The 18,623-nt window shown below is 68.4% G+C and carries 16 protein-coding genes and 1 pseudogene; 7 read left to right on the top strand and 10 right to left on the bottom strand.

All coding sequences use genetic code 11. The features are described from left to right. Nucleotides 1-14: 14 nt before the first annotated feature. On the bottom strand, nt 15-1,421 hold the full coding sequence (locus SY91_RS18730) for an aspartate ammonia-lyase (RefSeq protein WP_043887653.1): 1,407 nt from the start codon (nt 1,419-1,421) through the stop codon (nt 15-17). Between the two features lie 142 nt (nt 1,422-1,563). On the opposite strand from SY91_RS18730, the gene SY91_RS18725 reads away from it, so the two are divergent. Continuing rightward, a complete protein-coding gene (locus tag SY91_RS18725) occupies nt 1,564-2,538 on the top strand; it encodes a LysR family transcriptional regulator (protein ID WP_043887655.1) in 975 nt (324 codons plus the stop codon). A 53-nt stretch (nt 2,539-2,591) separates the two neighbouring features. On the opposite strand, the gene SY91_RS18720 is transcribed toward SY91_RS18725, so the two are convergent. The 4 genes and pseudogenes from SY91_RS18720 to SY91_RS18705 form a co-directional block, all read right to left on the bottom strand. Beyond that, nucleotides 2,592-3,653, bottom strand: coding sequence for an asparaginase (locus tag SY91_RS18720; protein WP_023476533.1), 1,062 nt, complete (start codon nt 3,651-3,653; stop codon nt 2,592-2,594). A gap of 157 nt (nt 3,654-3,810) precedes the next feature. Continuing rightward, nucleotides 3,811-4,832 (bottom strand): annotated as a pseudogene (locus SY91_RS18715) (DUF2891 domain-containing protein). A gap of 19 nt (nt 4,833-4,851) precedes the next feature. Next, complete coding sequence (locus SY91_RS18710; protein ID WP_011548003.1) at nt 4,852-5,802, bottom strand: DUF979 domain-containing protein; 951 nt, start codon at nt 5,800-5,802, stop codon at nt 4,852-4,854. Continuing rightward, nucleotides 5,799-6,488 carry a DUF969 domain-containing protein gene (locus tag SY91_RS18705; RefSeq protein WP_023476535.1) on the bottom strand — a complete coding sequence of 230 codons (690 nt, stop codon included), beginning with the start codon at nt 6,486-6,488 and terminating at the stop codon, nt 5,799-5,801. The genes SY91_RS18710 and SY91_RS18705 overlap by 4 nt, the downstream gene beginning before the upstream one ends. A gap of 271 nt (nt 6,489-6,759) precedes the next feature. On the opposite strand from SY91_RS18705, the gene SY91_RS18700 reads away from it, so the two are divergent. Continuing rightward, the gene (locus SY91_RS18700; protein WP_011548005.1) at nt 6,760-6,984 is read left to right on the top strand and encodes a hypothetical protein; all 225 of its coding nucleotides are present in this window, start codon (nt 6,760-6,762) and stop codon (nt 6,982-6,984) included. A 48-nt stretch (nt 6,985-7,032) separates the two neighbouring features. Here the strand turns inward: SY91_RS18700 and SY91_RS18695 are convergent, their stop codons facing one another. Further along, a complete protein-coding gene (locus SY91_RS18695) occupies nt 7,033-7,461 on the bottom strand; it encodes a hypothetical protein (protein WP_043887657.1) in 429 nt (142 codons plus the stop codon). A gap of 312 nt (nt 7,462-7,773) precedes the next feature. Here SY91_RS18695 and SY91_RS18690 point away from each other — a divergent pair, with 312 nt between their 5' ends. Together SY91_RS18690 and SY91_RS18685 are read left to right on the top strand one after the other, a co-directional pair. Continuing rightward, nucleotides 7,774-8,778, top strand: coding sequence for a chemotaxis response regulator protein-glutamate methylesterase (locus SY91_RS18690; protein WP_023476536.1), 1,005 nt, complete (start codon nt 7,774-7,776; stop codon nt 8,776-8,778). Between the two features lie 77 nt (nt 8,779-8,855). Beyond that, a complete protein-coding gene (locus tag SY91_RS18685) occupies nt 8,856-9,917 on the top strand; it encodes a diguanylate cyclase (protein WP_023476537.1) in 1,062 nt (353 codons plus the stop codon). Between the two features lie 22 nt (nt 9,918-9,939). On the opposite strand, the gene SY91_RS18680 is transcribed toward SY91_RS18685, so the two are convergent. Both SY91_RS18680 and SY91_RS18675 read right to left on the bottom strand, forming a co-directional pair. Then, nucleotides 9,940-12,189 (bottom strand): putative bifunctional diguanylate cyclase/phosphodiesterase, encoded by a 2,250-nt coding sequence (locus tag SY91_RS18680; RefSeq protein ID WP_023476538.1) that lies wholly within the window; start codon nt 12,187-12,189, stop codon nt 9,940-9,942. A gap of 283 nt (nt 12,190-12,472) precedes the next feature. Then, entirely contained in the window at nt 12,473-13,366 is an 894-nt protein-coding gene (locus tag SY91_RS18675; RefSeq protein ID WP_023476539.1) for a LysR substrate-binding domain-containing protein, read from the bottom strand. A 303-nt stretch (nt 13,367-13,669) separates the two neighbouring features. Between SY91_RS18675 and SY91_RS18670 the strand changes: the two genes are divergently transcribed. Then, the gene (locus SY91_RS18670; protein ID WP_023476540.1) at nt 13,670-14,308 is read left to right on the top strand and encodes a hydrolase; all 639 of its coding nucleotides are present in this window, start codon (nt 13,670-13,672) and stop codon (nt 14,306-14,308) included. A gap of 200 nt (nt 14,309-14,508) precedes the next feature. Further along, nucleotides 14,509-15,231: a haloacid dehalogenase type II gene (locus SY91_RS18665; RefSeq protein ID WP_023478147.1), complete on the top strand. Its 723-nt coding sequence runs from the start codon at nt 14,509-14,511 to the stop codon at nt 15,229-15,231. A gap of 54 nt (nt 15,232-15,285) precedes the next feature. Here the strand turns inward: SY91_RS18665 and SY91_RS18660 are convergent, their stop codons facing one another. Both SY91_RS18660 and SY91_RS18655 read right to left on the bottom strand, forming a co-directional pair. After that, nucleotides 15,286-16,077, bottom strand: coding sequence for a hypothetical protein (locus SY91_RS18660; RefSeq protein ID WP_023478146.1), 792 nt, complete (start codon nt 16,075-16,077; stop codon nt 15,286-15,288). Nucleotides 16,078-16,170: 93 nt separating this feature from the next. Continuing rightward, entirely contained in the window at nt 16,171-17,130 is a 960-nt protein-coding gene (locus SY91_RS18655) for a LysR family transcriptional regulator (protein WP_185921298.1), read from the bottom strand. Between the two features lie 157 nt (nt 17,131-17,287). Here SY91_RS18655 and SY91_RS18650 point away from each other — a divergent pair, with 157 nt between their 5' ends. Further along, entirely contained in the window at nt 17,288-18,607 is a 1,320-nt protein-coding gene (locus SY91_RS18650) for an MFS transporter (RefSeq protein WP_185921297.1), read from the top strand. The last annotated feature ends 16 nt before the right edge of the window (nt 18,608-18,623 follow it).

Below are 18,623 nucleotides of genomic sequence, written 5' to 3'. Positions count from 1 at the left end.
CGAGCCGGCCGGCGTCAAAACGCCCGCGGCCGGATCAGCACTTCGGGCTGCAGCGCTTCGTCGAGTTGCGCGTCGGTCATCAGTTCGTGCGCCAGCACGACCTCGCGGATCGATTTGCCGGTCGCATGCGCTTCGGCGGCCACGGCGGTCGCGCGCTTGTAGCCGATGTACGGGTTCAGCGCGGTCGCGAGCGCGACCGAGCGCTCCATCGTTTCGCGCAGCCGCTCGGGATTCGCGGTGATGCCGCTCACGCATCGCTGCGCGAGCGTCGTGCAGGCGGCCGTCAGGTGGCTGAAGCTGCGGAACAGCGCGCTCGCGATCACCGGTTCGAACGCGTTGAGCTGAAGCTGGCCGGCCTCGGCCGCGAAGGTGATGGTCAGGTCGTTGCCGAACACCTCGAACGCGACCTGGTTGACGACTTCCGGGATCACCGGATTCACCTTGCCGGGCATGATCGACGAGCCGGCCTGCACGGGCGGCAGGTTGATCTCGCCGAAGCCCGCGCGCGGGCCGCTCGACAGCAGCCGCAGGTCGTTGCAGATCTTCGACAGCTTGACGGCGATCCGCTTGAGCACGCCCGACACCTGGACGAACGCGCCGCAATCCTGCGTCGCTTCGATCAGGTTCGGCGCGGTGCTCAGGTCGAGCCCGGTGATGCGGCGCAGCGCGGCCAGCGCCTTCTCCGCGTACTGCGGGTGCGCGGTGATGCCCGTGCCGATCGCGGTCGCGCCGAGGTTAATCTCGCGAATCAGCCAGCCGGCTTCCTGCAGCCGCGCGATGTCTTCCGTCAGCATCACCGCGTAGGTCGAGAATTCCTGGCCGAGGGTCATCGGCACCGCATCCTGCAATTGGGTGCGGCCGAGCTTCAGCAAGCCGGCGAACGCGTCGGCGCGCTCCGCGAATGCATCGCGCAGCCGCGCCATCGCCTCGAGCAGGTGTTCGACCGCGAAGCAGGTCGCGATGCGGATCGCGGTCGGATAGACGTCGTTGGTGCTCTGCGCGAGATTGACGTGCTCGTTCGGATGCAGGTATTCGTACTGCCCGCGCGCGTGCCCCATGATTTCGAGCGCGCGGTTGCAGATCACCTCGTTCGCGTTCATGTTGGTCGACGTGCCGGCGCCGCCCTGGATCACGTCGACGACGAACTGGTCGTGCAGCCGCCCTTCGCGGATCTCGACGCACGCGGCGGCGATCGCATCGCGGTACGGCCGCGGCAGCAGGCCGAGTTCGCAATTGGCGTCGGCCGCCGCTTCCTTCACGGACGCGAGCGCCATCACGAGGTACGGCAGCGACGCAATGGTGCGGCCGGAAATGTCGAAATTCTCTTTCGCGCGCAGCGTATGGACGCCGTAATAGGCGGTATCGGGAATACTTCGTTTGCCTAAAAGATCCGCTTCGACGCGGAAGCCGTTTTCGGTCATCGTGCCCCTCCTGGATGTCTCGTGCCGCTCGTCGTTCGCCGCTTCCCGACGCGACGGGTTCGCATTCTATGCCTTTGCAAAAACAAGCTCGCTTCTGTATTATCGAAAGCGGTTTTGCGTGAGACGCAACAGCGAGAATCGAATGAAAAAAGGCGCGAGAGAAACCGGCATCGATCATCTGGGCGCGATGCGCGCATTCGTGCGGGTGGTCGAAACAGGAAGTTTTTCGGCGGTCGCGAAGGAGATGCACGTGTCGACGTCGACCGTCGCGCGCAAGGTCACGGCGATCGAGGAGGCGCTCGGCGTCGCGCTGCTGCACCGCTCCACGCACAGCGTGACGCTCACCGAAGCCGGCCACATCTACCTGGAGCGCGCGGTCACGCTGATCGCCGATCTCGACGACACGCTACGCGTCGTCGCCGAGCTGAATGCGCAGCCGAGCGGCCCGCTGAAGCTCACCGCGCCGGTCGCGTTCGGCCGCCGCCATCTCGCGCCGCTGATCGCGCCGTTTCTCGCGCGCTATCCGACGATCCAGCTCGACGTGCGGCTCACCGACAACCACAACGACCTCGTGGCGGGCGGCTTCGACCTCGACATCCACGAAGGCGAGAACTACCTGGACAACCTGGTCGTCCACCGGCTGTCGCGCAACGACAGCATCCTGTGCGCGACGCCCGGCTACCTCGACCGCTGCGGGCGCCCCGCAACGCCGGACGACCTGACGCACCACAACTGCCTGCGCTACGTGCACCCGGAAGGCGATCCGCGCTGGGCGCTCGTGCGCGGCGACACGCAGCACAGCGTGCTGCCGGCCGGCAATCTCGTCACCGACCACTCGGAGCTGCTGCTGGAAGCGACCTGCGCGGGGCTCGGCATCGCGGAATTCGAGATCTGGCTGGTGCGCGACCTGCTCGCGAGCGGCCAGCTCGAAGCCGTGCTGCCGCGCTACCGGCTGCAGAACCGGCTGACCGGCGAATTCATCTACATCGCGTATCTGGCGAACCGACGCAGCTCGGCGAAGCTGCGCGTGCTCAAGGATTTTCTGGCGGAACACCTCGCGCAGATCGGCGAGCTGTCGGAGCGGGAACTGGCGAAGATTCGCGACGCTCGCGCGTAGCGCGCCGATGCGGGGCCCGGATCGCGGGCCGCGCATCGGCGCGGCCACCGCGTTCAGGCCGCCTGCAAGTCGAACGGGAACGTCGCGTGCCCGAACTCGACGCCCTGCGTGTTGAGCATCCGCGGCCGGTGGAACGCGGCCAGTTGCGCGCGCTGCTCGGCCGTGCCGATCCGCAGCCGCTCGAGGATTTCGCTGACGACCATATAGAGTACGTCGAGATTGCCGTCCTCGATCTTCACCGAGACGCCGAGCGCACCGTCCGCGCCGAGTTGCCGCGTGCGTTCCGACGCGCGCACGCCGATCCCGTAGCATGCATCGGCGCCGAGCTTGCCGACCACCTGCCCGCCGAACGCGTTCATCAGCACCGTGCAATAGCGTCCGTCGCCCGCGACCAGTTCCGGATAGGCGGTCATCGCGCGATGAATGCGCGCCAGTGCGCGCACCCGATCGGTCACCGCGCCACCCGCTTCCACCGCGTCCGCGCCGTCGGCCAGCGACGCGTACAGGCGCGCCAGCCGGTCCAGCGAGAACGCCGGCGTCGGCAGGTTGCAGCCGTCGATACCCCAGTCGACTTCATCGTCGCGCAGGCCGCACGCGTCGGCCACCACCTGCTTCACGCGTACCTGCATCGGATGGTCGGGCAGATGGTAATCGGCGATCGCCGCGCCGATCGCCTGCGCGCCGGCCAGCATCCCGACATGCTTGCCCGAACAGTTGCTGCATACGCCGGTCGGCGTGTAGTCGCGCTTGATCCACGACCGGTACACCGCGTCGGACAACGGCGGATGGCCGCCGCAGCGCAGATCCGATTCGTGCGCGTCGACCTTCGCGAGCATCGCGCGCGTGCGTTCGATGTGACGATCCTCGCTGCTGTGCGACGCGCACATCAGCGCGATGTCCGCGTCGTCGAAGCCGAAGCGTTCCGGCGCGCCCGTCTCGATCACCGACAGCGCCTGCGCCGGCTTGGCCGCCGACCGCGCGAGCGTCATCCGGTACGGATCGCCGAACCGGGCCAGCAGCCGGCCGCGTGCATCGACGACCGCCACATGGGCGACGTGCGTGTTCTCGATCGCATTGCCGCGGTACGTGACGACCGCTGCGCGTGGGGTCTCCATCCTCTTCTGTCTCCTTGCTCGCGGGCCTGATGCCGGGGCCCATCCAACCGGTACGGCAGTGTAGCGAGTCGTCGCCGCCGCGCGTCGGCCCGGTCGTGGAAAGCGGTGTTGCGTCCGACGCAAAGGCGGTCGCCTTCCACGAAAGCCCGATGGCGCGCTACGCGTCCAGCGCGAGCAACGCGAACGTCGCGAGCCAGTGCTCGCCCATGTAGTCGCCGGCCACGTGCGCGAGCGCGCTCGCGAGATGCCGGTCGGCCGCATCGAGCAGCTTCGCGCGCCGCGCATCGCCTTCCGGCAGCGCGCCGGCCAGCGAACGCTGGCACCACGCGCGGCTCAGGTTCAGCCCGTCGAGGTGCGCGATCTTGCCGTCGCTGCGGTCGCTGACCGTCGCCGGCTCGAACAGCGTCGCCGGCTCGCCTTGCGCGAGATCGGGCAGGAAACGCGCGAACCAGCCGTCGAATTCGGCGGCCGGCAGCACCCGCCGCATCAGTTCGGCTTCCATCAGCGCGGGCGACAGGAATTCGTCGCCCGACGGCTCCCACGCCTGGCACGCGACGTCGTTCAGGTGCCAGCGCTTCGCGGTATCGACGATCAGCGCCGCGAGCCCGTCGCGCCGCGTATCGCGCGCGAAATCGAGCGCGAGCGCCAGCGCGAACGCGGTGTTGAAGTGCGTACCGACGCGCAGCGGATAGGTGGCCTTCGGCAGGAACGTCTCGAAGCGCGACACGAACAGGTCGGCCAGCGGCGCCAGCGTCTTCGCCCAGCGCGCGGCCTGCGGCAGCACGCCCTTCAGCGCGAGCCGCTCGAGCTGCGCGACGAGCGCGAGCAGCCACGCCCAGCCGTACGGCCGCTCGAAGCCGGCGTTGTGCGGCCGCGCGAGATACGCGCGCTCGCCGGCGACGTTCGCGTCGGTGAAATGCGCGTCGACGATCGCGACGATGCGCTCGGCCTCCGGCAATGCCGGGAAGCGTTCGAGCACGCGCAGCACAAGCCAGTAGCCGTGCACGCACGAATGCCAGTCGTAGCTTCCGTAGAAGATCGGGTGCAATGCGCGCGGGCCCTGCACGTCGTGCGGCCCTTCGAGCGCATGCGTGAGCTTGTTCGGATATTCGCGGGTCAGGTGCGCGAGCGCGAGCGACGCGAATTTCGACGCGAGTTCGGGGTGAGTCGGTCGGTCATGAGGATCTCGTCCATCGAATCAGAAGCGGAATACGAACGCGTACATCAGCAGCGTGTTCACGGCCAGCAGCAGCACGGCGGTCGGCCACTGCGCCTTGATCACGCCGTTCTTGTCCTTCAGTTCGAGCAGCGCCGCGGGCACGATGTTGAAGTTCGCGGCCATCGGCGTCATCAGCGTACCGCAGAAGCCGCTCAGCATCCCGATCGCGCCCATGATCGCCGGATTGCCGTGGAACTGGTGGACGATCAGCGGCAGGCCGATGCCGGCCGTCATCACCGGGAACGCGGCGAAGCCGTTGCCCATGATCATCGTGAACAGCGCCATGCCGACCGTATAGGCCGCGACCACCGCGAACGGCGAATCGATCGGCACCCAGTCCTTCACGAGCCCAGACACCACGCCGCCGACGCCCGCGACCGCGAACAGCGCGCCGAGCGCCGCGAGCATCTGCGGCAGGATCGCGGCCCAGCCGACCGCATCCATCGTGTGGCGCGCCTCCTTCAGCGCATGCACGGGCGAATCGCGCAGCATCGCGAGCGCGACGACGAACGCGACGATCGTGCCGAGCACGAGCGAGATCAGCGTCACGCTCTTCGGCTCGACGAACGGCACGAGCTTCAGCGCGAACGTGCCGATCAGCGTGACGAGCGGAATCAGCAGCGCGGGCAGGAACAGCCGGTTGCCGAAGCGCTGCGCGAGCGTCTCACGCCGCCCGGCCGCCGCTTCGCCGGCCTCGTCGGACCGGCCGCGGCCCAGCTTGCCGGAGCCGGCGATCACCGCGAGCGCGATCGCGAGGCACCCCGTCACGAAATGCGGCAGCAGCGCGCCGAACAGGAACGTGACCGCGTAGATGGCCCAGAACGCGAAATTGACGACGCGCCGCGGGTTCGTGCGATCCGTCAGGTTGAAGTACGCGAACGCGGCGAACATCAGCCCCGCGAGCGTGTACAGCGATTCGAGGCCGATCATCGCGCGCCCTCCTGCCTGACCAGGCCGAAGCCGCGCGCGAGCCGGCGATCGAGCAGCGCGAGGCGCGTGCAGTGGATCAGCAGCGCGGCGATCGCGGTCGGGATCGCCCACACCGACAGGTGCAGCGGCTCGATGGCGATGCCGTTCTGTTCGAGAAAGCCCTTGATCAGCAGGATCGACTGGATCGCGATGAAGATGTCCTCGCCGAAGAACACGGCGACGTTGTCGGCGCCCGACGCATGCGCGCGGATCTGCTGGCGCACCGCCTCGGGCAGCTCGCCGTGCCGGCCGACCGCGGCGGCCTCGGCCATCGGCGCGATCAGCGGCCGCACCATCTGCGCATGGCCGCCGAGCGACGTGAGGCCGAGCGCGGCGGTCGCCTGACGCAGCACGAAGTACAGCATCAGCACGCGGCCCGTGGTGGCCGCCTGCACCCGCGAGATCATCCGCTTCGCCTGCTCCTTGAGCCCGTTGCGCTCGAGCAGCGCGATCACCGGCAGCGTGAGCCAGATCAGCCCCATGTAGCGGTTCTCGGTGAACGCCTTGCCGAACGCACTGACGATGTCGACGAAATTCAGCCCGCCCGCCAGCCCCGTCGCGAGCCCAGCGATCGTGACCACCAGCAGCGCATTGAAGCGCAGCGCGAAGCCGATCACGACGATCGGCACCCCAATCAGCACCAGCATTTCCCCTCCTTGTGTCTGGACGCGCGGCACTCCGGCCACGCGCGGCCGGCCCGGTTTGCATCGGGCTCGGACGGCGCAATCTAACACGAGACTTTATCGATAAAAAGTCGACAATTTGCCGGTTCGGGTAAACGTTGAAGCCGATGGACACCGTGCCCGCGCCATGTGTCGGCCGCGTTTCATCGGATGAATCGGGCCGCCCGGCGCGCGTGGCGCAGCCCCGGGACGCCGACTACACTGAAGAGCATCGGCAACGTACGGGAGAGCCGCCATGATTGACGTATTCCAGACTATCGGCAGCCGCGCGTTCTCCGCTCATCTGGCGAAGGACGGGATGGTGACGCTGATGGAGCAACGCCATGAAGTCGACCGCGTGACGCTCGCGACCGCCTATGCCGCGCTGGTCGAGGAAGCCGAGCAGGAAGCCGACCTGCGCGACGCGACGGTCGAAGGGATGATGCGCGCGCTGATCCAGGGCTACGCGCGCAGCCATTGACGGCGTGGCGGCACGGCCGCCGCGCGGCCCGATGCGCGCTACGGCCCGCTACGCGGCCGGCATGCCCGCGCCCATGCCGAACCACCGGCCCTCGCGCAGTTGCCGGTAATCGGCCTGCGTGAAGATGCTCAGCAAGTTCGCCACCGCGCCGTTGCTGGCACGATCGCGTTCCGTCATGAAGGCTTCGACTTCGTCGCGGCCGGCGAACAGGATCGTGCCGAAATAACGCTCGCGCTCGGCGTCGGAGAGGTTCGTCGCGCTCAGCTGGTACGGATGGTGAAGCGCCGCGAACAGGAAGTAGTAGCGCTCGGCATCGTCGCGCAGCACGCGCACCGCATCGGGTTCGACCGGAAAATCGCGGTCGAACGACGCGTGCCCGCTCTCGATGTGGATCCGGTACAGCAAACGGCCGTCCTGCTCGATCACGATCGGCGCGTACGGGTCGCGGCTGACGAGGACGGTATAGGGCGCGCTCATCCGGTTCTCTCCTTGCTTTTTTGTCGATGCCGGCACGGTAACATGCGGACTTTTGCGGCCTGTCGGACAGGATCGACCGCCCCGCTTGCCGACAATGCGGAATCGCCATAGAGGAAACGTACTGAAACCGCACAATGCGCATATTTTTCGATTGCCGCCGCCCGCGCCGCATGACAGCATTCGGGCGTCGCCAACCGAAAAGAATGCCGTGCCGTCCGGCCGCCGATGCCGCCCGGCCGCGCCGAACAGGCTGCGCCCTTCCATGAACCCGGCCCACCTCCAACACTACGAACCGACCGGAGAATTCCGCTTGTGAACATCGGCATCGTCAACGACCTCCCGCTTGCCGTCGAGGCGATGCGCCGCGCGATCGCGCGACGGCCCGAGCACCGCGTGCTGTGGGTCGCGACCGACGGCCCGCAAGCCGTCGAACTGTGCGCCGCGCAGCCGCCCGACATCGTGCTGATGGATCTGATCATGCCGAAATTCGACGGGATCGAGGCGACGCGGCGGATCATGCGCTCCGAACGACCGTGCGCGATCCTGATCGTGACGAGCTGCATCGGCTCGAACGCCTGGCGCGTGTTCGAGGCGATGGGCGCCGGCGCGCTCGACGCGGTCGACACGCCGCGGCTCGGCGACGGCGCGGCCGGCGACACGACGAAACTGCTGCTCGCGAAGATCGACCAGATCGGCCGCCTGCTCGACGCACCGGGCGGCTCGCGCCTCGCCGGCGCGGCCGCGCGCGGCGGCGCCGGCCCGCTGATCGCGATCGGCGCATCGGCCGGCGGCCCCGGCGCGCTCGCGTCGATCCTCGGCAACCTGCCGGCCGATTTCAATGCGCCGATCGTGATCGTGCAGCACGTCGATCGCGCGTTCGCCGAAGGCATGGCGCAATGGCTCGACGGCCAGACCCGGCTCGCCGTGCGCGTCGCACGCGAAGGCGACCGCCCGCAGCCAGGCGTCGCGCTGCTCGCCGCGACCGACGATCACCTGCGCATCACGCGCGCCGGCACGCTCGAATACACGCGGGAACCGGCCGCCACGCCGTATCGTCCGTCGGTCGACGTATTCTTCAACAGCCTGACCGAGCACTGGCCGGGCCGCGTGATCGGCGTGCTGCTCACGGGGATGGGCCGCGACGGCGCGATCGGGCTGAAGGCGCTGCGGATGAAGGGCTACCATACGATCGCGCAGGACGAGGCGACCAGCGCCGTCTACGGGATGCCGAAGGCGGCCGCGACGCTCGGCGCGGCGCGGGCGATCCTGCCGCTCGGGCGCATCGCGGGCGAACTGGCGGCGCTGGCGCGGATCTGAACTCCGACGATGACCACGCGCAACACCCATGCCTGCCCCTGCAACGACCGCGACCACCGCCACGACCCGCATCGACCATGACGATTGACCTGACTCGACCGCCGGGCGGCCCGACCGCGTCGCCCGCCGACGCGCCGGCGATGGTGTTGCTGGTCGACGACCAGACGATCGTCGCGGAAGCCGTGCGGCGCGCGCTCGTCGACGAGGAAGGCATCGACTTCCACTACTGCCCGCGTTCGGACGACGCGATGGCCACCGCGGTCGAGACGCGCCCGACCGTGATCCTGCAGGACCTCGTGATGCCGGGCACCGACGGGCTGAGCCTCGTGAAGGCGTACCGCGCGAATCCGGCGACGCGCGACGTGCCGATCATCGTGCTGTCGACGCAGGAAGAACCGGTGATCAAGAGCGCCGCGTTCGCGTCCGGCGCGAACGACTACCTGGTCAAGCTGCCCGATCGCATCGAACTCGTCGCGCGCATCCGCTACCACTCGCGCTCGTACCTGAACCTGCTGCAGCGCGACGAAGCCTATCGCGCGCTGCGGCAGTCGCAGCAGCAATTGCTCGAGGCCAATCTCGAACTGCGGCGCCTCACGCACTCCGACGGCCTGACCGGGCTGTCGAACCGGCGCTATCTCGACGAATACCTGGCCGACGAGTGGCGGCGCGGCGCGCGCGAGCGCAGCGAGCTGTCGCTGCTGATGATCGACGTCGACAACTTCAAGCTCTACAACGACACGTACGGACACGTATCGGGCGACAGCGTACTCAAGCAGATCGCCTCGACGATCGAGCGCTGCCTCGGGCAATCGGGCGATTTCGCCGCGCGCTTCGGCGGCGAGGAATTCGCGGTCGTGATGCCGGCCTCGTCGCCGGGCGCCGCGCGGCTGCTCGGCGAGAAGATCCGGCTCGCGGTCGAGGCGCTGCGACTGCGGCACGCGCATTCGTCGACGGGCAACCACACCGTGACGATCAGCATCGGCGGCGCGAGCATCGTGCCCGCGCCCGGCCTGCCGACGACCGTCCTGATCGAGGCGGCCGACCGCGCGCTCTATCGCGCGAAGCACGAAGGCAAGAACCGGGTGGAGATCGATCCGTCGTCGACGCCGCCAGGCGCCAGCGGGTTCGGCGCGCGCTAGCGGAACGCCGCCGAGCGCGCGCTTATGCGGCGCCGAGCCGGCGCGCGTAATCGCTCGCGTCCAGCGGCCGGCTGAACAGATAGCCCTGCTGCATGTCGCAGCCGATCTGCTGCAGAAACCACGACTGCGCCTGCGTCTCGACGCCTTCGGCCGTGACCTTCATCCCGAGCGAATGCGCCATCGCGACGACCGCCTGCGTAATCGCGACCGAATCGTGATGATCGGGCACGCCCGACACGAACGAGCGGTCGACCTTCAGGTTGTGCAGCGGAAAGCGCTTCAGGTACGCGAGCGACGAATAGCCGGTGCCGAAATCGTCGACCGAGATCCGCACGTTCATGTCCGTGAGCGCTTCGAGCATCGGCAGCACGGTATCCGTGTCGTTCATCAGCACGCCTTCGGTGATCTCCAGTTCGAGCGCCGACGGGTCGAGCCGCGTCTGCGCGAGACAGCGGCCGACCGATTCGACGAGCCCCTCGTGAAACTGCCGCGGCGACAGGTTGACGGCCAGCATCAGGTCCGGCGCGATCGTGCGGCGCCACTCGGCCGCCTGCCGGCACGCGGTTTCGAGCACCCACTGGCCGATCGCGACGATCAGCCCGGTATCTTCCGCGACCGGAATGAATTCCGCCGGCGACATCGGCCCGAGCTCGGGGCTCGTCCAGCGCAGCAGCGCCTCGGCGCCGACCGTGCGGCCGCTGCGCGCATCGACGACGGGCTGATACGCGAGCCGCAGCAGGTCCGACGCGAGCGCGCGCCGCAGCGACTGCTCGATCGCGAAGCGGCGCTGCAGCCGCAGGTTGAGCTGCGCGGTAAAGAACGTGAAGTGGTTGCGACCGCGCTGCTTCGCGTCGTACATCGCCGAATCGGCGTTGCGCATCAGCGTCACGGCATCGTCGCCGTCGCGCGGCGCGACGCTGATGCCGATCGATACGCCGAGCCAGTATTCGTTGTTCGCGATCGCGAACGGCTTCGCGATCGCCTCGATCACCTCGCGTGCGAGCACCGACAGGCGATCGGGATCGTCGCAATCGTCGACGAGGATCACGAACTCGTCGCCACCGACGCGCGTGAGCGCGTAGCGGCCCTCCCCGCAGGCCGCGAGCCGCGCGGCGACGCTGCGCAGCAGCGCGTCGCCGGCGTCGTGGCCGGCCGTGTCGTTGACCTTCTTGAAGCCGACCAGATCGATGAACAGGATCGCGACGCGCGCGGGCCCGGCCGCCGCGTCGTGCGCGCAGAACAGCTCGCGCATGCGGTCACCGAGCCAGCGGCGGTTGTAGAGGCCCGTCAGCGCGTCGCGGGTCGCCATGTAGCGCAACTGCTGCTGCGCTTCGCGCACGGGACCGATGTCGTTGAACGACACGAGCACCGAGTCGGCCTGCGTCTCGCCCGGCCTCACGATCGGCACCGCGTTGCCGCGCACCCAGATGATGTCGCCGTCCGCGAGCCCGAAGCCGACCGTATAGTCGAGCATCGGCGTGGCCGTCTCGAGCGCGCGCCGGCTCGGCCAGTCGTGCGGGTCGAGCGGCGTGCCGTCCTCGCGCAGCTTGCGCAGGATCACCGTCGACAGCCGGCGGCCGACGAGTTCGCCCTTCACGCGCATCATCCGGTTTGCGCTCGGATTGCTCGCGATCACGACGCCTTCGCGCGATATCACGAGGATGCCCTCGCTCAGGCTGTTGACGACGAGCCGGTGATGTTCCTCGCTGCGCGCGAGTTGTCGTGCGATCCGGTCCTGGTGCACCGCGAGGCCGACGCTGTTGCCGATATCGCGCAACAGCGCGGTTTCCTCGTCGCTCGGCCGGCACGGCCGGTGGTGATAGACGGCGAACGCGCCGAGCACGGCGCCCGCATCGTCGAGGAACGGCACCGACCAGCACGCGCGCAAGCCCAGCGGCAACGCGATGGCGCGGTAGCCGGCCCACAGTGGATCGGTTTCGATGTCTTCGACGGCGACCATCCGGCGCTCGTACATCGCCGTGCCGCACGAGCCGGCCGCGGGCCCGATCGTCGCGCCGTCGATCGCCGCGCTGTACTGCGCGGGCAACGACGGCGCCGCGCCGACGCGCACGTGCACGCCGTCCGTATCGAGCAGCAGGATCGTGCAGGACGCGCCGTCGCCGAGCAAAGCCTCGGCACGCCGGCAAACCTCGACCAACAGTTCCGGTAGCGGCGTGTTGCGCGTGATCAGCCTCAGTACGCTCTGCTCGGATGCGAGTACTTCCGCGGCGAGCCCGAGGCTGTAGCGAGAACTTTGCGGTTCGGTATTCAATATGAATCCTGCCGTCTGTCCGACCGGGTCTGATGCGCCCGATTCGTTATCGATATTTCGTGCCTTTTCGTACCCTGTCCGCCCCGGGTTTACGCCGATACCCGGTGCGCCCCGTTTTCGCGCGCCGAGCCAGGGCGCGCCGAAATGTATTTAACACCAATCCGTGACGATCGGCGTATCCGCTTGCATCAGGGGATACGCTCGGTTGCCGGGCGGCCCGCCGGCGGCGACCGGCGCGCCGCCAGGTTGCTGCGCCGCACGAAAACGCGGGCGCGCCGCCCCGTCAATCCTTCCGGATGTGCTCGGCCAGGAAGTCGATCAGGAGGCGCACGCGCGGCAGCAACCCGCGCCGCGACGGAAACACCGCGTGCACCACGCCGCCCTTCGGCGCCCAGCCGGGCAGCACGTCGACCAGCGTGCCGTCGCGCAGGTCGTCCTCGACGACCATGCACGGCAGTTGCACGATGCCGACGCCGTGAATCGCCGCATCGCGCAGCGCGTGCATGTCGTCGGTCACGAACCGCGGGTGATGGCGCAACTGCGCATGCTCGCCGTTCGGGCCGACCAGTTGCCACACGTGATGCCGCGCCGGCCCCCAGTCGAGGCTCGGCACGCCGATCAGCTCGGCCGGGTCCGACGGCGCGGTGCGCCCGTCCAGCCACTGCGGCGCGGCCACCAGCCGCTGCGGGCTGTCGGCGAGCACGCGCATCACGAGATCGCTGTCCTCCAGCGGCGGGAAGCGCACGCGCAGCGCCAGGTCGAACCCTTCGCTCAACGGGTCGACGCGGCGATTCGTCGCCTCGAGGTGCACGTGCACCTGAGGATGAATCGCCATGAAACGTGCAACGAGTTCGCTCACGCGGAATTCGAGCAAGGCGGTCGGGCAACTCACACGCACGATGCCGCGCGGCTCCGCGTGCCGGCGCTCGATCACCTCGCGCGCCGCGTCGGCTTCCACCAGCACGGCGAGACAGCGCTCGTAGAATTCGCGCCCGGTTTCGGTGACCGTGAAATGGCGCGTCGTGCGCTGCAGCAGCCGCACGTCGTACCGCGCTTCCAGCGCCGCGATGCGCCGGCTCAGCGTCGATTTCGGCACGTCCAGCGCGCGCCCGGCCTGCGTGAATCCGCCGTGTTCGACCACCTTCACGAAATAGTAGAGGTCGTTCAGGTCATCCATGATTGTTCCATTCATAGAACACTGACGGCATTTTAAGGGACTGGAACACCCGTTGTTGCACGCTTAGCATCGTGTTTCGACGTGGATCGATGTCGCCGCGACCAGCGGGATTTTTTTTCAGCCGGCTACTTCGCTCGGCCGCACGGTTCACTACGCTTGAAGCATTCGCCCGCCGTGCAACCGGAGTCGGACGTTTGCGACAGCGCGAGCGTGCAGCCGCGGCGAGTGTCCCGACACCGCGGCCGCGCCAACCTGGAACCTCGGGATTTCCCTTCACTTCCTGCACTGTCTCTGGAGGCAACCATGGCAAGCGAACCGATTCGCGACCCCGCGAACGACCACCTGCTCACCCCGCAGAATTCCGCGTTCATCGTCATCGATTACCAGCCGGTCCAGGTGAACTCGATCGCGTCGATGGATCGCCAACTGCTGATCAACAACATCGTCGGCGCATCGAAGGCGGCGGTTGCATACGACCTCCCGATCGTCCACTCGACCGTCAACGTGAAGACCGGGCTGAACAAGCCGCCGATCCCGCAACTGCGCGCGGCGCTCGAAGGCTATCCGACCTACGACCGCACGAGCATCAACTCGTGGGAAGACGTCGAGTTCCGCCAGGCCGTCGAGGCGACCGGCCGCAAGAAACTGATCATGACCGCGCTGTGGACCGAGGCATGCCTGACGTTCCCGGCGCTCGATGCGCTGAAGGCCGGCTACGAGGTGTACGTGGTCGTCGATGCGGTCGGCGGCACGTCGGTCGCCGCGCACGAAGCCGCGCTGCGCCGCATCGAGCAGGCCGGCGGCCAGATGATCAGCGTCGCGCAGTTGTTCTGCGAATTGCAGCGCGACTGGGCACGCAGCGCCACCGTGCCGGCGTTCATCAACCTGTTCATCGAAACCGGCGGCACGGCCGGCATCCAGTTCTCGTACGACAAGAGCTGACCGGCGAGGGCGCGCGCGGCGGCCGGCGCCGCGCGCCCTGCCCCGCTCGCTGGCGCCGGCGTGACCGGCGCGCGAGCCACCTATCGCGGCCTCCCCGGCCGCGTTTTCGTATCCGTGATTCAATGTCGATCGAACCGGCGCCGCGCCATCCGGCGGCACGGCGATGTGAACCCTCATCGAACGACCTTCACTGGATCACCATGACGAACCCTGCCGAAATCAAGGCGCTCGTTTTCGATGTCTTCGGAACGATCGTCGACTGGAGAAGCGGTGTCGCGCGCGGCGCCGCCGCATTCCTGGACCGCCACGCGCCGACGCTCGACCCGTTCGCGTTCGCCGATGCGTGGCGCGCCGAATATTCGCCGTCGATGGAAGAAATCCGCAGCGGACGCCGCCGCTACGTGCGGCTCGACGTGCTGCATCGCGAGAACCTGGTGCGCACGCTCGACCGTTTCGGGATCGTCGACGTGCCCGACGCCGACATCGACTCGCTGAATCTCGCGTGGCACCGGCTCGATCCGTGGCCGGATGCCGTCGCCGGGCTGCACCGGCTGAAGCAGCGCTACATCATCGCGCCGCTGTCGAACGGCAATATCCGGCTGATGGTCGACGTCGCGAAGCACGGCGGGCTGCCGTGGGACGCGATTCTCGGCGCCGAGGTCGCCCGCGCGTACAAGCCGTCGCCGGCGGTCTATACCGAAGCGGTCGAGATTCTCGGCCTCGCGCCGGCCGAGCTGTGCCTGGTGGCCGCGCACAACGGCGATCTTGGCGCCGCGCGCCGGCTCGGGCTGTCTACCGCGTTCGTGCTGCGGCCGACCGAGCACGGGCCCGGCCAGACGACCGACCTGCAAGCCGACGAGGCATGGGATTTCGACGTCAGGGACCTGAACGAACTCGCGGATCGGCTCGGCTGCCCGCGTTGAAGGCCTGCGGCGCGGCCGGCCCCCGCGCCGCGATCGCGAGGCGGGGCGCCGCCGTTACTTCACGACCGCCCGCCATGCGGTTCGCGCGTAGACGAGCAGCAACGGCAGCAGCGCCAGCGCGAACAGCAGGCAGAGTGCCAGCACCCACACGGGCCACTGTTCCGGATTGCCTCGCGCCCAGTAGCGATACGGCACGCTCAGGATGGCGATTTCCATCAGCAGCGCGCCGAGCGGCACGAGCCCGTTCAGCACCACCGCCATGCCGAAGCGGGCCGCGCCGTCGATCTTCTTCCCGGCGCCATACGCCGCGATCAGGTAGACGAAATACCCGATGATCGCAACCATCACCGCGCCGCCGGCCAGCAGCCCGATACTGCGCACGCTGCGCTCGTGCCACTGATGGGCGCCCTGCGGCAACACGACATCGACCTTCTCGCCGATGTCGGGCACGGCGCCCGAGCGAATGTTGCCCGGTAGCGTGATACGTTCGCCATCCGGCATCACGGCTTCCAGGATCGACGTGTACTTGATGCACCGGTACGACGAGGTTCGTCCCGAGCTGTCGCGGCGCTCGCAGGTGTCCCACTCGGACTGGTAGGACACGACGGTCGCTTCGTATGTCGGCGACACCGCCAGTGCGTAGAGCTCGTCGCCGATCCAGTACGCGAACGGGAACGACAGCGACACCAGGCAAAAACACACGAGCCACCAGAACGCGACCGCGCCGCCGGCCCCGCGCTTGCTGCCCGTCTGGCGGCGCACCATGCGCGACGCGAGCCAGTAAGCGACCACGCCGAATACCACCACGCACACCACGAAAACCTTGCCCGCATGCGTCAAAGCCATCTGCCCTCTCCCCGCTGGCCGGTCGAATCGCCGCCGGCCGTGTTGTGATCCAGATCGATCGTCGCGTCGCCGTCGCGCGTCGCCCGTCGACCGCTATGCCGGCTCGCCGACGAAGCGCAGCGTAGCCGATTCCCCCGACAGCAACGCGCGATTCGCGTCCGCCGCCGCGCGCAGGTAATCCCACAGCGCGGTCACGCGCCGCAGCTTGCGCAGATCCTCACGGCACGTCAGCCAGAAACACCGCGTGACGACCACGTCGTCCGGCAGCACGGGCACCAGCGCCGGCTGCGTGGCCGCCATGAAGCACGGCAGGATCGCCAGGCCGCCGCCCTGCAGCGCCGCGAAAACCTGCGCGATCACGCTGGTCGTGCGCAAGCCCGCCGTCGCGCCGGGCACCGCGCGGTCCAGGTACAGCAGTTCGTTGCTGAACGCGAGATCGTCGACGTAGCTGATGAACGCATGCCGCGCGAGATCGTCGGTGCACGTGATCGGCGCGTGGTTCGCCAGATAGTCGTGCGTCGCATAGAGCCGCAACTGGTAGTCGCACAGCTTCGTGACCACGTAAGGCCCGCGCTCGGGCCGTTCGAGCGTGATCGCGAGATCGGCCTCGCGCTTGGGCAGGTTGACGAAATGCGGCACCGGCAGCAGGTCGACCGTCACGTGCGGATGCGCGGCGCGGAACCGCGCGAGCTGCGGCGCGAGGAAAAAGCAGCCGAACCCTTCGGTCGACCCGATCCGCACGTGGCCCGACAGCGCCTCGCCGGTGTTCGCGACCTGGTCGCACGCGGATTGCACGGTCGTCTCCATCGCGTCCGCATACGCGACGAGCCGCTGCCCTTCCGCCGTCAGCGTGAAGCCGCCCGAGCGCGACTTGTCGAACAGCAGCGTGCCCATCGCGGCCTCGAGCGCGCGGATGCGCCGCGCGACGGTCGTGTAGTCGACGCCGAGCCGCTTCGCGGCGCCGCTCGCGCGCTGCGTGCGCGCGACCTCGAGGAAAAAGCGCAAGTCGTCCCCGTTCAGGTTGCCGGAAACCGGCTCGGTGGCATGTCGCATCGGCGAGGGAAAAAGGCGGGCGTCTCCGGGCCGGCCGTCGATGTGCATAAATGCACATCCAACCGGTTTCTTTATCGGTACATCATGAATCTGCGCATAACTATACTCGACCGTGACCTGCGGACCATGAGCCGCGGGCAATGAAACCGGAGACACCATGCAGACCCGATCCACCCTCGATGAGCATGCGACCATCGCGACGCCGGCGCCCGAGCGCACCGCGAAGCACTACCTGCTGGCCGGCTGGGCCAGCATGGCCGGCACCACGATCGAGTGGTACGACTTCTTCCTGTACGGCACGGCCGCCGCGCTCGTGTTCAACCGTATCTTCTTCCCGTCGCTGGACCCGGTCGTCGGCACGCTCGCCGCGTTCGGCACGTTCGCGGTCGGCTTCATCGGGCGGCCAATGGGCGGCATCGTGTTCGGCCACTTCGGCGACCGCATCGGCCGCAAGTCGATGCTGATGATCACGCTGCTGCTGATGGGCGTGCCGAGCATGATCATCGGGCTGATCCCGTCGTACGACAGCATCGGCTACTGGGCCGCCGCGCTCCTGATCGCGATGCGCTTCCTGCAGGGCATGGCGGTGGGCGGCGAATGGGGCGGCGCGGTGCTGATGGCCGTCGAGCACGCGCCGAAGGGCCGCAAGGGGCTGTTCGGCAGCCTGCCGCAGACGGGTGTCGGGCTCGGCCTGATCCTGTCGTCGGTGGCGATGGCCGCGGTGGCCGCGCTGCCGGAAGCCGACATGCTGTCGTGGGGCTGGCGCGTGCCGTTCCTCGCGAGCATCGCGCTCGTCGGCCTCGGCTGGTTCATCCGCGCGAAGGTGCCGGAATCGCCCGACTTCGAGAAGATGCAGCGCCAGGGCAAGGCCGAGAAATCGCCGGTGACGGCCGCGCTGCGCCGCCATCCGCGCGAGGTGCTGACGATCGTCGGCGCACGCGCCGCCGAGAACACCTGGTTCTACATGGTCGTCACGTTCGCGCTCGCTTACGCGACGCAGCAGCTGCATCTGCCGAAGGCCGAGATGCTGCACGCGATCACGGCCGGCGCGGCGCTGTCGCTCGTCACGATGCCGCTGTGCGGGCATCTGAGCGACCGCATCGGCCAGCGCCGGATGTTCGCGATCGGCCTCGTGCTGATGTGCGCATTCGCCGCGCCGTTCTTCATGATGCTCGGCACGCAGCAGACGTCGACTGCATGGTGGGCGATCGTGCTCGGCCTCGGCGTCGTGTTCCCGATCCTCTATGCGCCGGAATCGCTGCTGTTCGCGCAGCAGTTCCCGGCGGAAATCCGCTACAGCGGCATCTCGCTGTCGGTGCAGCTGGCCGGCGTGATCGGCGGCGGCTTCGCGCCGATGATCGCGACGTCGCTGCTCAAGGCCGGCGGCGGCCAGCCGCACTACGTGATCGCGTACCTCGTCGGCTTCGGCGTGTTCGCGCTCGTGTGTACCGCATTGATGCGCCCGACGCGCGCCTGAGCACGCCGGCCGGCAT

This window comes from Burkholderia cenocepacia (assembly GCF_014211915.1).
GTDB lineage: Bacteria > Pseudomonadota > Gammaproteobacteria > Burkholderiales > Burkholderiaceae > Burkholderia > Burkholderia orbicola.
This window is presented reverse-complemented; position numbering and strand designations above follow the sequence as displayed.

Bases quoted from the DNA above. Each gene is read 5' to 3' on its own strand.
- SY91_RS18720 (WP_023476533.1), bottom strand. From the start codon at position 3,653: ATGGAGACCCCACGCGCAGCGGTCGTCACGTACCGCGGCAATGCGATC.
- SY91_RS18685 (WP_023476537.1), top strand. From the start codon at position 8,856: ATGACGATTGACCTGACTCGACCGCCGGGCGGCCCGACCGCGTCGCCC.
- SY91_RS18730 (WP_043887653.1), bottom strand. From the start codon at position 1,421: ATGACCGAAAACGGCTTCCGCGTCGAAGCGGATCTTTTAGGCAAACGA.
- SY91_RS18670 (WP_023476540.1), top strand. From the start codon at position 13,670: ATGGCAAGCGAACCGATTCGCGACCCCGCGAACGACCACCTGCTCACC.
- SY91_RS18705 (WP_023476535.1), bottom strand. From the start codon at position 6,488: ATGCTGGTGCTGATTGGGGTGCCGATCGTCGTGATCGGCTTCGCGCTG.
- SY91_RS18665 (WP_023478147.1), top strand. From the start codon at position 14,509: ATGACGAACCCTGCCGAAATCAAGGCGCTCGTTTTCGATGTCTTCGGA.
- SY91_RS18660 (WP_023478146.1), bottom strand. From the start codon at position 16,077: ATGGCTTTGACGCATGCGGGCAAGGTTTTCGTGGTGTGCGTGGTGGTA.
- SY91_RS18675 (WP_023476539.1), bottom strand. From the start codon at position 13,366: ATGGATGACCTGAACGACCTCTACTATTTCGTGAAGGTGGTCGAACAC.
- SY91_RS18650 (WP_185921297.1), top strand. From the start codon at position 17,288: ATGCAGACCCGATCCACCCTCGATGAGCATGCGACCATCGCGACGCCG.
- SY91_RS18700 (WP_011548005.1), top strand. From the start codon at position 6,760: ATGATTGACGTATTCCAGACTATCGGCAGCCGCGCGTTCTCCGCTCAT.
- SY91_RS18710 (WP_011548003.1), bottom strand. From the start codon at position 5,802: ATGATCGGCCTCGAATCGCTGTACACGCTCGCGGGGCTGATGTTCGCC.
- SY91_RS18725 (WP_043887655.1), top strand. From the start codon at position 1,564: ATGAAAAAAGGCGCGAGAGAAACCGGCATCGATCATCTGGGCGCGATG.
- SY91_RS18695 (WP_043887657.1), bottom strand. From the start codon at position 7,461: ATGAGCGCGCCCTATACCGTCCTCGTCAGCCGCGACCCGTACGCGCCG.
- SY91_RS18655 (WP_185921298.1), bottom strand. From the start codon at position 17,130: ATGCGACATGCCACCGAGCCGGTTTCCGGCAACCTGAACGGGGACGAC.